The sequence below is a fragment of the Luteimonas sp. RC10 genome (assembly GCF_014192745.1).
Lineage (GTDB): Bacteria > Pseudomonadota > Gammaproteobacteria > Xanthomonadales > Xanthomonadaceae > Luteimonas.
Window position 1 is genome coordinate 590,499 of the sequence record NZ_JACHYJ010000002.1, and the last position, 13,627, is coordinate 604,125.

8 protein-coding genes are annotated in these 13,627 nt (G+C 68.4%); 4 read left to right on the plus strand and 4 right to left on the minus strand.

From position 1 onward, the window contains the following. Positions 1-50: 50 nt before the first annotated feature. The 4 genes from FHW73_RS06475 to FHW73_RS06490 form a co-directional block, all read right to left on the minus strand. Entirely contained in the window at positions 51-890 is an 840-nt protein-coding gene (locus FHW73_RS06475; RefSeq protein WP_183425878.1) for an aldose epimerase, read from the minus strand. After that, on the minus strand, positions 880-1,884 hold the full coding sequence (locus tag FHW73_RS06480; protein ID WP_183425997.1) for a glycoside hydrolase family 43 protein: 1,005 nt from the start codon (positions 1,882-1,884) through the stop codon (positions 880-882). The genes FHW73_RS06475 and FHW73_RS06480 overlap by 11 nt, the downstream gene beginning before the upstream one ends. A gap of 50 nt (positions 1,885-1,934) precedes the next feature. After that, the gene (locus FHW73_RS06485; RefSeq protein WP_183425879.1) at positions 1,935-3,422 is read right to left on the minus strand and encodes an MFS transporter; all 1,488 of its coding nucleotides are present in this window, start codon (positions 3,420-3,422) and stop codon (positions 1,935-1,937) included. A 121-nt stretch (positions 3,423-3,543) separates the two neighbouring features. Continuing rightward, positions 3,544-6,450 (minus strand): TonB-dependent receptor, encoded by a 2,907-nt coding sequence (locus FHW73_RS06490; protein WP_183425880.1) that lies wholly within the window; start codon positions 6,448-6,450, stop codon positions 3,544-3,546. A gap of 369 nt (positions 6,451-6,819) precedes the next feature. On the opposite strand from FHW73_RS06490, the gene FHW73_RS06495 reads away from it, so the two are divergent. The 4 genes from FHW73_RS06495 (at position 6,820) to uxaC (ending at position 13,615) form a co-directional block, all read left to right on the plus strand. Further along, positions 6,820-8,118 (plus strand): MFS transporter, encoded by a 1,299-nt coding sequence (locus FHW73_RS06495; RefSeq protein ID WP_183425881.1) that lies wholly within the window; start codon positions 6,820-6,822, stop codon positions 8,116-8,118. A 52-nt stretch (positions 8,119-8,170) separates the two neighbouring features. After that, entirely contained in the window at positions 8,171-9,205 is a 1,035-nt protein-coding gene (locus tag FHW73_RS06500) for an endo-1,4-beta-xylanase (protein WP_183425882.1), read from the plus strand. 50 nt (positions 9,206-9,255) lie between these two features. Next, a complete protein-coding gene (locus FHW73_RS06505; RefSeq protein WP_345776153.1) occupies positions 9,256-12,102 on the plus strand; it encodes a glycosyl hydrolase 115 family protein in 2,847 nt (948 codons plus the stop codon). A gap of 91 nt (positions 12,103-12,193) precedes the next feature. Continuing rightward, positions 12,194-13,615, plus strand: a complete 1,422-nt coding sequence (gene uxaC / locus FHW73_RS06510; protein ID WP_183425884.1) for a glucuronate isomerase — start codon at positions 12,194-12,196, stop codon at positions 13,613-13,615. The last annotated feature ends 12 nt before the right edge of the window (positions 13,616-13,627 follow it).

The following is a 13,627-nucleotide window of genomic DNA, read 5'->3' on the forward strand; positions in this document are numbered from 1 at the left end:
CGCGATCGCATGCATCCGATCACGCGGACAGGCGGCGCAAGTCCGCACGATCACGCCCACACCAGCTCGAACCACCGCGTCAGTCGTTCGCCGGGCGCCAGTCGGCGTGGTGCGAGATTGAACGCATCTGGCGGACCGCTTTGCGGTTCTACACAGGTCGCATGCGGGGCGGCGTCGTACACGACCCGATGGTCGCAGTCCGAGCGCAACCGCAGGCGTTGCTCGCCGCGATACAGCACGATGTCGTCGCCACCCGGAAAACAGTCGTCCCAAGGCCCAGGCAATGCAGGTGCGAGCGGCCGGGTCGCGATGCCGTCGTCGTCGCGTGGATAGACGTGCGTCGGCGCGAAGTCCACGCGTTCGGGTTTGCGAAACCAAGGGTGCCAACCGATCTCGGCCGGCATGGCGTGCGCGCCGGCCGTGAGCGACAGCGTCAGCCTCACCCGCCCCGGCACGACCTCGATCCGCTGCGCCGCAGTCCCGCCGAATGGCCACTCCGCATCGGCCGGCAGCGCCAGCGACAATGCCATCGAATCGTGCGTCTGCACCTCGACCCGCCATGGCAACGCGAAGCCCACGCCATGAATCGCGTGCCCGCCGAAGTTCGTCGGCAGCGCGTACGCCCGGCCATCGAAGCGGAACCTGCCGCGGCGAATCCGCCCCACCCACGGCAGCATCGGATAGCAGCCCCAGCCGATCGTCGCCGGCCAGCCATCCTCGGGGCCGATCAGTTGCGCGACACCGGCGTGCACGATCTGCGCGATGCGCCCGCCCGCCTCGGGCGCGACGACGACCTCGGTCGTGCCTTTGCCAATGCGCAGCACCGGCCCCGGCGGCAGCGGCGCGGTCGCATCATTCCGGGCGCGCGTCCGGTCGATCTCAGCCGCCATAGGGCGCGATCGTGCGGATGCGGCCCTGGGCGTCGTGGTGCAATTCGGTGACCTTGACGTCGCGCAGGTGGGTCACGCCGCCCGAGCGCAAGGCGTCGTGGTAGTACAGCCACCAGCGTCCTTCGAACTCGACGATCGAGTGTTGCGTCGTCCAGCCCACGACCGGCTCGAGCAGCACGCCCTGATGAACGAAGGGCCCGTACGGACTGTCGCCGATCGCGTAGCACAGCAGGTGTGTGTTGCCGGTCGAGTACGACAGGTAGTAGTGGCCGCCGTGGCGATGCAGCCACGGGCCTTCGAAGAAGCGGCGCGCATGGTCGTCGGCGCGCAGCGGCCGGCCGTCCGCATCAAGGATCGCCACCTCGCGCGTGGGCTCGGCGAGCCCGCGCATGTCGGCGCGCAGCCGCGCCACGCGCGGGCCCAATGCGGGCGCCGCGCCGTTCGGTTCCTCGTGGCCCGCATCGAACACGTCGTCGCGGTACTTCTGCAGTTGCCCGCCCCAGATTCCGCCGAAGTACAGGTACTGCTCGCCGTCGTCGTCGGCGAACACCGCCGGATCGATCGAGTACGTGCCGGGGATCGGTTCGGGATCGGGCACGAACGGGCCTTCCGGCCGGTCACCGACCGCCACGCCGATGCGGAACAGGCCGTCATCGCGCTTGGCCGGGAAGTAGAAGTAATAGCGGCCATCTCGGCAGGCCGCGTCGGGTGCCCACATCTGTCGCGCGGCCCACGGCACGTCGCGCACATGCAATGCGCGGCCGCAGTCCACGGCCTCGCCGCCGGGGTGGTCCTGGCGCAGCACGTGGTAGTCCTCCATGCCGAAATGCCCGCCCTCATCGTCGAACGGCGCACCGGCATCGATGTCGTGCGAGGGATAGATATAGAGCTTGCCCTCGAACACGTGCGCCGATGGATCGGCGGTGTGGATGTGGGTCACCAGCGGCGTCGAGATCGCCCGCTCGGCGAGCGCCTGCAGGTCCGGCGCGGGCATTGCATCGGCTGCGAGCGCGCCGGCCGGCGATGCGTCCTCGGCGGGCGCGGTCATGCCGCAGCTCCAGCAGCACGCGCACGACGCGTACCGAGCTCGTGTTCGATCCGGGTTTCCATCGGTTTGTCGATCTCGTAGAAGAACAGCAAGGCCACACCGGCCAGGAAGGGCAGCGAGCAGTACACGCTCACCGCCAGCCGGATGCCGTCGATCGCGGCCGCCGGTTGAACACTTGCGCCGGCCTCATAGCCGTAACGCGCCAGGACCGCGGCGACCAGCGCGCCGCCGATGCTCAGGCCGACCTTCAGGCCGCACAACATCGCCGAGAAGATGATCGCGGTCGCTCGGCGGTCGTTCTTCCACTCCGACCAGTCGGCGACATCGGCGATCATCGCCCACAGCAGCGGGATCGTGATTCCGTAGAAGAAGCCGTGCAGGATCTGCGAGCCGAACACCAGACCGATCGCATCGGGCGGATAGAGATAGAACGCCAGCAGGAACAGCGTCGATACCGTCAGCGCGCCGCCGAACACGTTGCGCTTGCCGAAGCGATTGGCCAGCGGCCGCGATAGCCCGATGCCCAGGATCATGCAAATGATGCCGCCGGCGTTGAACAGGCTGAAGGCCGAGGTCGGCGCGTCCTCCGGCCACAGAAAGCCCGCCATGCCGGCGCCGGTCAGCAGCGCGTTGAGCCCGTCGATCGCGCGCTCGAAGCCCGTGCGCTCGAGGAACCCGGCCAGTGCGGTGGGGTCGAGGTAGTACTGGAAGTAGTAGATGGTCATGCCGCCCTTGAGGGCGAGCGCGACGAACACCAGGATCGTCAGCAGCAGCATCACCTGCCAAGGGCGGTTGCGGGCCAAGTCGACCAGGTCCTGGCGCACGCCTGACGACTGCGCCGGTGTCGGCACGATGCGCTCGCGCGTGGTCGCGAACGTGATCAGGAAGAACACCGTGCCGACGATCGCAAACAGCGTCATCACGCTCTCGAAGCCGCGCACCCGGTCGCCGTCGCCCAGAATCAGCACCAGCGGCAGCAGCAGCACCTGGATCACGAACTGCGCGATCATCACCGCGACGAAGCGATACGCCGACAGGCTGTTGCGCTGGGCCATGTTGCCGGTCAGCACGCCGCTGAGCGCGGCATAGGGCAGATTGTTGGCGCCATAGACCAGCACCAGCAGCGTGTAGGTCACCAGCGCATAGACCACCTTGCCGCGCTCGCCCAGTTCCGGCGTGCTGAAGGCCAGCAACGCCAGCGCCCCGAACGGCACCGCCGTCCACAGGATCCACGGCCGGAACTTGCCCCAGCGCGTGCGCGTGCGGTCGGCCAGCAGGCCGATCATCGGCGTGAACACGAACGCGCCCAGCAGGCCGACGACGAAGATGATCGTCGCCGCCGTGGCCGCCGGCAGCGCATAGACGTCGGTGTAGAAGAATGCGAGGTACGTGATCAGCGTCTGGAAGATCAGGTTCGCGGCCAGATCGCCGAGGCTGTAGCCGATCTTCTCCCTGACCGAGAGGACCTGCGATGCGTTGCTCATTGTGTCGATGTTCCCCACTGCTCCCTGACGGCACCGGCGCGGTGCCCGCATCGTCGTCGCCAAGGCACCTGCGCACCGACGTCAGGGAGGATGACGCCGGCGCGCAGGGCCCACCCTGCCCTTAGAACGTACCGCGGAGACCGACCGTGAACGTGGTGCCCGGGTCGTAGAAGTCGTTGACCGCATTGGGATAGGCGAAGTACGACCGGCGCTCCTCGCCAGTGATGTTGAGCACGTTGAAGGTCAGCTGGGGCTCCGAACGCACGCCCTTGAGCGTGTAGCTGGCCGACAGGTCGAGCTGGCCGCGATCCTCGCCGTAGATCTGCGCGAACGGGATGCCCTGCTGGTTCGGCCCCGAGCCCACCGCGCCCTCCGACCAGGTGTAGGACAGGCGCACCGAGGCGACCGCGTTCTCCCAGTAAGCGGTCGCGTTCCACATCGATGGCGCCACGCCGTAGACATTGCCTGCCAGCGCATTGGCATCGTTGCCCAGCGCCTTGATGTCGAGCTTGGTGTAGTTGGCCATGAAGCCCAGGCCTTCGAGCACCACGCTCAGCGGCTGCACCCAGATCGCCTCCCAGCCACGGACTTCGAGCTCGGCATCGGCGTTGACCTGCTGGTTGACGTTGACCATCGCCACATCCGGGCCGCCGCGCGAGTTGATCGCCTGCTGCTGCGCGTCGACCAGGGTGTCGAACGGAATGCCCAACTCGCGGAACGGCTTGGTGGTCGCGCCCTGGTAGGTGTAGCCCTCGATGCGCTTGTTGAACAGCGTCAGGCCAACGAAGCCCTCGCCGCCGGTGTACCACTCGCCGCCGATATCGAAGTTGGTCGAGGTGTACGGCGTGAGGTTGGGATTGCCCTGGGTGGCGACCTGGGCCGAGATGTCGGTGAAGGTGGTCGCCGGCAGCATGGAACTGGGATTGGGCCGGGTCATCGTGCGCGAGGCCGAGGTGCGCAACACGACGTTCTGGGCAACGTCCCAGGCGGCGCTGAACGACGGCAGCCACTCAGCGTAGTCGCCGGTCAGCGTCTGCCACTGGCGCACCCCGCCGATGGTGACCGGTCCGCTGATCTCCTGGTCGGTGGTCGCATAGCGCACGCCCATGTTGTAGCGCAGGTTGCGGTTCCAGATCTCCGACTCGCCGTTGACCATCACATAGGCGGCCTTGGTGGTCTCGTCGAAGCCACCGGTGGCGCCCCCGGTGTTGGGACCGGCGGCTTCCGGCGCGCGGTCACGGTAGTGCGCGTAATTGGTGTCGCGCATGAAGCGATCGAAATCCACCGTCACGAACCCAGTCGGTCCGGGCAGGATGTAATTCGCCAACTGCGCGTCGCTGATCTGCGACAGCGCATAGGGCTGCCAATCGGTGCCGGTGTCGCCGAAGCCCTGGATGCGCCGCTGGTTGTTGTCCCAGGACACGCCGAAGCTCACGTTGTTGCGGTCCTCGCCCAACTGCAGGTCGGCGCGGATGCCGCGAGTCTGCGTGACCCGCTTCTCGTTCTGCGCCCAGACACGGCCGCCGGTCCAGGTCCAGCCCAGATCCGGATCGTTGAGGTCCAGGTCGCCGTCCCAGGTCGGCACATTGCCGTCGTTGCGGTACTGCAAGGTCGTGAACGGCGAGTTGAAGCCGATCGTCGGCGAGTCGCGGAACATCCAGCTGCGGCTCATGTTGGCCTGCACGTCGAGCTTGATGTCCTGGCCTTCGCCGAACCAGAACGTGCCGCCGGGCGTCAGATGCCAATACTGCACGTCCTCGGTATAGGGCCGCGCCTCCATGAAGAACTGCGCATTGGCGAACGTGGCGCTGGTGACGACATTGTTGGCATCGAGCTGCATGTCCAGCGGGATGATGTTGCCGTTGCGGCCGATCAGGTTGATGTCGATGCGGTCGTTGGTCCGCTTGGCCTTGGTGTAGAGCACATCCAGATACAGCTCGACTTGGTCGTTCGGGCGCCACTGCATCGAGCCCAGGAACGCATCGCGGTCGCGGTCGCCACTCATGTGCACCGGCCGACCCAGCCGCGGGATCAGCGCTTCGCCGATCTGCTCGGGGGTCAGGCCGGGATTGGCGGCCTGCAGCCAGGCGGCATCGATCACCTGGCCGGGCACCAGCCCGGCACCGAGCGTGGAGCGGTTGCCCGGCACGACATCGGGGATGCGCCAGCCGTTGCCGCCGGTCACGTTGCAGGGGCTGCCCAACGACGGGAAGCCGGCCGGTGCGCCGCCGTTGCCGCATTGCGCATTGGTCAGGTTGGGATTGGTCCAGCCGATGGTCTCGTAGCCCTCGACGCCGATCTTGCCGCGCTGCGAGGTCACGCCGGCGAGCACGCCGAAGGTCCCGTCCTCGTTGGTCCAGCTGCCGATCACGGTACCGCGCGGACTGGTCTTCTCGCTGATGTCGTTGTAGTCGGCCTGCAGCGAATAGGTCAGCTGGCTGCCGTTGACGTCGAACGGACGCATGTTGCGCATGTCGACCACGCCCGAGGCGCCGCCTTCGGTCAGGCGCGCGGTCGGCGACTTGTACACGGTGAGCTGGTTGAAGAACTCGGTCGGGAAGATGTTGAGATCGACTTCGCGGTTCTGGTTGGTCGCATCCAGGCCGATCGACGCGGTCGCGACCGACGCGCCATTGATCGTGGTCTTGGTGAAGCTGCTGGGCAGGCCGCGGATCGCGATGTTCAACCCCTCGCCGTTGACGTCGCGGTTGAGCTGGATGCCTGGGATGCGGCTCAACGATTCGGCGATGTTGGTGTCGGGGAACTTGCCGATGTCCTCGGCGAAGATCGAATCGGTGAAGCCGGTCGAGTCGCGCTTGGCCTCGGTCGCGAACTGCAGACTCTGTCGGTAGCCGCGGACGACGACCGCATCGAGATCGGTGGCCGACGCTCTCGCCGGTGCCGTGTCCTGCGCGAGTGCCGGCGTGCCCACCACCCCCAGCAGCGCCAGACCCAGCGCATGCGACAACGCATTCTTCGAGACTTGCTTGTACACCGTACTCCCCTCCCGTTTCTGGTGACCGCACATGGCGCGCCTTGCGTCGACCGTGCCATGGTGTGGTGTTGATTTTTCGCCCCTGCCCGGCCTGACATCCGCTCCGGCGCCGCGCTCGAAATGATGGTAGCGCTATCAAAAATAGACCGCACGCTGCGTAGCAGCATGGATGGGAAAGAGCGGAAGTACCGCAAAAATCCCGCTCTAATCGACGCATCGCGCATGCTCAGACGGGCCTATTGCAGGTTGGTGCAGCGCAGAACGCATTCAAAAACCCGCTGTGTTAATGATAGCGCTACCACGTCTTGGCGACGTGGATGACGCCTGGAGGGAGGCGATGACAGCGACTGGAAAAGCGCGGCCACTGGCGGTCGCTGGCAGCGATCGTGCGGAGCGATGCGGATGAGCGGCGGGGATCGGACCACCCTCGCCACGCCGGCCGCCAAGGTCGGCATGTACCGCTGGCGCGTGTGCGCCATGCTGCTGGCCGCCACTACCATCAACTACGTCGATCGCCAGGTGCTGGGCGTGCTGGCGCCGTTTCTGCAGGACGAGATCGGCTGGAGCGAGATGCAGTACGGCGCCATCGTCACTGCCTTCCAGGCCGCCTACGCGATCGGTTTGCTGTGCGCTGGCGCCATCATCGACCGGCTCGGCACCAAGGCCGGCTATGCGATCGCGATCTGCGTGTGGAGCATCGCGGCGATGAGCCACTCGCTGGCGGCGAGCGTCGTCGGCTTCATGCTCGCGCGCTTCCTGCTGGGGCTGGGCGAAGCCGGCAATTTCCCGGCCGCGATCAAGACCGTGGCCGAGTGGTTCCCCAGGCGCGAGCGTGCGTTCGCGACCGGCATCTTCAATTCCGGCTCCAACATCGGCGCAATCGTCGCCCCGCTGCTGGTGCCGGTGATCGCGGTGACCTGGGGCTGGCAGGCCGCATTCCTGTTCACCGGCGCGCTCAGCGTGACCTGGCTGGCGGTATGGCTGCTGACCTATCGCACACCCGAGCAGCAGCCCGCACTGTCGGCAGCCGAGCTGGCGCATATCCGCAGCGATCCGCCCGAACCGTCGGCCAAGGTGCCGTGGCGGCGCATCCTGCGCCACCGCCAGGCCTGGGCCTTCGTCGCCGCCAAGTTCATCACTGACCCGATCTGGTGGTTCTTCCTGTTCTGGCTGCCGAAATTCCTCAATGCCGAGTACGGCCTGACCCTGCTCGCGCTCGGGCTGCCACTGGTGGCGATCTTCGTGCTGGCCGACGTGGGCAGCATCCTCGGCGGCTGGCTGGCCGGACGCTTCCTGCGCCTGGGCTGGAGCGTCAATCGCGCACGCAAGGGCGCGATGCTGGTCTGCGCGCTGTGCGTGGTGCCGATCGTGTTCGCCGCGCAGGCCGACAATCTGTGGCTGGCCGTGGCGCTGATCGGACTGGCGACCGCAGGTCACCAGGGCTGGTCGGCCAATGTATTCACGCTGACCTCCGACATGTTCCCGCGCCACGCGGTGGCCTCGGTCGTGGGCATCGGCGGCTTCGCCGGTGCGGTCGGCGGCATGATGATCGCCACGTTCATCGGCTGGTTGCTGCAGACCACCGGCAGTTATCTGCCGGTGTTCCTGATGGCCGGCTCGGCCTACCTGGTGGCGCTGCTGATCGTGCACTTGCTTGCGCCGCAGCTGGCGCCGGCACGGCTGGACGACGACGCGGCATGAGCCTGCACCGATGCCACTGCGATGTTCTGTTCGACTTCGGGAGCCTGACACGATGAAGACCTCTTCCCTGCCCTTGCTCGGCGCGCTCGTCCTTGCCCTCGCCGCCTGCGGCGAACGCCCGACCGCCGCGCCAGCCGCCGCCACCGCCGATCCGGCCTCGGCCCACGCGTCCACGGCGCTGGCCCACGGTCACGACAAGTTTCTCGGCGGCGCCTACAGCCCGCCACAGGCGCCGGGCTTCACCGATTACTGGAACAAGGTCACGCCGGAGAACGGCGGCAAGTGGGGCGAGGTCGAGGCCGAGCGCGACGTGATGGTCTGGGACGAGCTCGATGCCGCCTGGCAGGTCGCCCAGGACCACGGCCTGCCGTTCCAGATGCATGTGATGGTGTGGGGCAACCAGCAGCCGGAGTGGATCAAGACCCTGCCGCCCGACGAGCAGCGCGCCGAGATCGAGCAGTGGTTCGCCGCCGTCGCGGCACGTTATCCGGGTATCGATTTCGTCGAGGTCGTGAACGAGCCGCTGCACGACCCGCCGTCCAAGGACGACGAGGGCGGCGGCCACTACATCCAGGCGCTGGGCGGCGACGGCGAGAGCGGCTGGGACTGGATCCTCGAATCATTCCGGCTCGCGCGCCGGCACTTCCCCGATTCCAAGCTGATGATCAACGAGTACAGCGTGACCAACGATCCCGAGGCCACGCGGCGCTATCTGGAGATCGTGCGGCTGCTGCAGGCCGAGGGCCTGGTCGATGCGATCGGCGTGCAGGGCCATGCGTTCTCGACGACGACCGACACCGCGATCGACGTGCACCGCCGCAACCTCGATGCGCTCGGCGCGACCGGGCTGCCGATCTATGTGACCGAGCTTGACATCGACGGACCCGACGACGCGACCCAACTGCGCGACATGCAGCGGATCTTCCCGATGTTCTGGGAGCACCCGGCGGTCAAGGGCGTCACCCTGTGGGGCTTCCGCCGCGGCCTGTGGCGCGATGAGCAAGGCGCCTATCTGGTCCGCGAGGACGGCAGCGAGCGGCCGGCGCTGACCTGGCTGCGCCGCTACCTGCGCGGCGAGGCGAACTGATGGTGCCGTTCGCGTGCGCAGCGCGCAGAAGGCGGCTGTCCGCAGCCGTCGTGCTGCTGATCGCCGTGGCCTGCCCGGCGCTAGCCACCGTGCCGACGCCAGCCGCCGACGATTGCACGCGGCCGGCCGCAGTCTGCGAGACGGCCGTCCCTGGCGCCTTGCCACTGATCGTCGACGGCCGGCCGCTGCCGGTGCTGGTCGATGCGGCCGACGATCCGGGCGTCCTGCGCGCCGTCGGCGACCTGCGCGCCGACCTGGCCGCGGTCGCCGGCGCGGATGCGCCCCAGGCCGCGACGCCGCTGGCGATCATCGCCGGCACGCTCGGCCACAGCCCGCGCATCGACCGCCTCGTGCGCGACCGCGGCCTCGACGTCTCCGGCGTCGCCGGCACCTGGGAAAGCCACCTGCTGCAGGTTGTCGACGCCCCGGAGCCGGGCATCGACCGGGCGCTGGTGATCGCGGGCGCGGACAGGCGCGGCACGATCTTCGGCCTCTATGAGCTTTCGCGTCGCATCGGCGTGTCGCCGTGGACCTGGTGGGCAGACGTGCCGGCGCCGCAGCGCGCCGCGCTGCACATCGCCCCCGGCCGCTTCGTCGACGCGCCCGCGGTGCGCTACCGCGGCATCTTCATCAACGACGAGGACCCCGCGCTCGGCGGTTGGATGCAGGCGACCTATGGCGGCCCGAACCATCGTTTCTACGAGCGCGTGTTCACGCTGATCCTGCGTCACAAGGGCAATTTCCTGTGGCCGGCGATGTGGGGCCGTGCGTTCTACGACGACGACCCGCGCAACGCCGCGCTCGCCGACGAGATGGGCGTGGTCGTGGGCACCAGCCACCACGAACCGATGATGCGCGCGCACGTCGAGTGGTCGCGGCATGGCGCGGGCCCGTGGGACTACGCCAAGAACGCCGGGCGGCTGCGCGATTTCTGGCGCACCGGGATCGCGCGCATGGGCCGCCACGAGAGCGTCGTGACCCTGGGCATGCGCGGCGACGGCGACGAGCCGATGGCCGAAAGCACGGCGATCACGTTGTTGGAAGGCATCGTCGCCGATCAGCGGCGGATCCTCGCCGAGGTCACCGGCCGCCCGCCGCAGGACATGCCACAGGTCTGGGCGCTGTACAAGGAGGTGCAGGACTACTTCGATGCCGGCATGCGGGTGCCCGACGATGTCACGCTGCTGTTCGCCGACGACAACTGGGGCAACCTGCGCCGATTGCCCCCGCCCGGCGACCGCCGCGCCGGTGGCTACGGCGTCTACTACCACTTCGACTACGTCGGCGGACCGCGCAATTACAAGTGGCTCAACACGACCCAGATTGAGCGCGTCTGGGAGCAGATGCGCCTGGCCTATGCGCACGGCGTCGACCGGCTGTGGGTGGTCAATGTCGGCGACATCAAGCCGATGGAATTGCCGATCGGCTTCTTCCTCGACCAGGCCTGGAACCCCGACGCGATGACCCGCGAGGCGCTGGCGGCCTATCCTGCCGCCTGGGCCGCGCAGCAGTTCGGTGCTGCCCACGCCAGCGAGATCGGCGAGATCCTGACCCGCTACACGCAGTACAACGCACGCCGCAAGCCCGAGCTGGTGTCGGCCGACACCTGGAGTCTGCTGCATTTCGGCGAGGCCGAGCGCGTGCTGGCCGAATGGGACGCGCTGGTCGCGCAGACCGAGCGCGTGGGCGCTGCACTGCCGGCCGCGCAGCGCGACGCCTGGTACCAACTGGTCGCCTATCCGGTGCTGGCGAGCGCCAACCTCAATCGCTTCCACATTGCAGTGGCTCGCAACCGGCTGTACGCCGACCAGGGCCGGGCATCGACGAATGCCTGGGCGGACGAGGCGTTGCGCCTGTTCGCGCGCGATGCCGAGCTGGCGCGCATCTACGAGCAGGACATCGCCGACGGCAAGTGGGTGCACATGATGTCGCAGCCGCGCATCGGTTACACCCATTGGCAGATGCCCGACCGCAACGTGCTGCCGGCGCTGGCCCGCATCGACGTGCGCGAGCGCGGCACGATGGGCGTTGCGGTCGAGGGCGATCCACGCGGCTGGCCGGTGCCGGCCGAGATCGCGCAGCTTCCGGCGCTCGATCCCCAGGCCACGCGAGCCCCGGAGATCGTCGTGTTCAACCGGGGCGCGGCGCCGTTCCGCTACACCGCCACCTCATCCGTCACCTGGCTGCGGGTGACGCCGGCCGCTGCCGAGGTCACGGACGCCCAGCCGCTGCGCATCGAGGTCGACTGGCAGGCGGTGCCCACCGGGACGCAGGTCGCCTATCTCGACCTGCTCGGCAGCGACCGCACCGAAGTGCGTGTGGCGGTGCCGGTGACCCGGCCGGCACCGGCCGGGCCGATGACAGGCTTCGTCGAAAGCGGTGGGGTCGTCGCGATCGAGGCTGGCGACTACACGCGTGCCGTCGCGCCGGACGGCCTGGTCTGGGAGACCATCCCGCATCTGGGCCGCAGCCGTGCGGGCGTGACCACGGTGCCGGTCACCGCCGCCTCCGGCGCGCCCGGCGCCGGTGGCGCCTGGCTCGAATATCCAGTGCACTTGCAGGCCGCCGGCGAAGTCGAGGTCCGCGTCGTGGTCTCGCCGACGCTCGACTACGCCGACCGCGGCGGACAACGCCTCGCAGTGTCGTTCGATGCCGCCGCGCCACAGTTGCTGACCATGCGCCTGGACCCGACGCCCGGTCACCCGGACTTCCCGGCGTGGCAGCGTGCGGTCGCCGACAGCGTGCACGTGGCCACCTCGCGCCATCACGTCGAGGCCGGTGCGCGGGCGCTGCGGCTGTGGCGCGTCGATCCGGGCGTGGTTGTCCAGCGCATCGAGATCGTCCGCGACGGCGTGCCCAGGACGCTGCTCGGACCGCCGACGAGCACGAGGCGATGAGCGCCCCCACCAGCGCATGCACGACACGCTGGCATCGGTCAGCCCGATCACGCGCTTATCCACGTCTGCACCGCTTCGAACAAGACCGCCCATGACTACCCACGCCCCGCTCGCCCTGCACCCCGATCGCCTGTTCTCGCCGGAGCCGACCCAGCGCGCGATCGCGCGCCGCCTGTACGCGCAGATCGCCGGGCTGCCGATCATCAGCCCGCACGGCCATACCGACCCGGCGTGGTTTGCGACCGATGCGCCATTCGAGAATGCGACCGAGCTGCTGCTGGTGCCGGATCACTACGTGTTCCGGATGCTCCACAGCCAGGGCGTGGACCTCGACGCGCTCGGCATCCCGCGCGCCGACGGCTCGCGCGCGGCGGTCGACCCGCGCGCCGCCTGGCGCCTGCTTGCCGAGCGCTTCCACCTCTTCCGCGGCACGCCGTCCGCGCTGTGGCTCGATCATGTGTTCTTCGAGGTCTTCGGCCTGCGCGTGCGGCTATCCGAGGCGACCGCCGACCTCTACTACGACAGCATCACCGACGCGCTGGCGACGCCGGCGTTCCGGCCGCGCGCACTGTTCGAACGCTTCGGCATCGAAGTCATCGCGACCACCGAGTCGCCGCTCGACCCGCTCGATCACCATGCCGCGATCCGTGCCAGTGGCTGGACCGGCCGGGTCATCACGGCCTATCGCCCGGATGCGGTGATCGACCCAGAGCACGAACAGTTCCACCAAGCACTGGCGCGCTTCGGCGAGCTGACCGGCGAGGACGTGCACGATTGGGCCGGTTACCTGCGCGCACACCGCACACGCCGCGCGTTCTTCGCCGATATGGGCGCGACCTCGACCGATCACGGCCACCCGACCTGCGCGACCGCGGACCTGCCGCCCGGCGAGGCACGTCGGCTGTTCGAAACCGTCGTGCGCGGGCATGCCACGCCGGCGCAGGCCGAACTGTTCCGCGCGCAGATGCTGACCGAGATGGCGCGCATGAGTCTGGACGACGGCCTGGTCATGCAGATCCACCCAGGCTGCTTCCGCAACCACAACCGCGCCCTGTTCGACCGCTACGGCCGCGACAAGGGTGCCGACATCCCGGTGCGCACCGAGTACGTGCACGCGCTCAAGCCGCTGCTCGATGTCGCCGGTAACGCGCCCGACTTCCGCCTGATCCTGTTCACGCTCGACGAGAGCACCTACGCGCGCGAGCTCGCACCGCTGGCCGGGCATTGGCCGTGCCTGTCACTGGGGCCGGCGTGGTGGTTCCACGACGCCCCGGAAGGCATGTGGCGCTTCCGAGAACAGACACTCAGCAGCGCCGGCTTCTACAACACCGTCGGTTTCAACGACGACACCCGCGCCTTCCTGTCGATCCCGGCACGTCACGATGTCGCCCGGCGCGTCGACTGTGCGTTCCTGGCCAAGCTCGTCGCCGAGCACCGTCTGGACGAAGACGCGGCGGCCGAGGTCGCGGTCGATCTCGCCTACCGGCTGCCCAAACAGGCGTATCGGCTGTGATGCGGCGCGCCA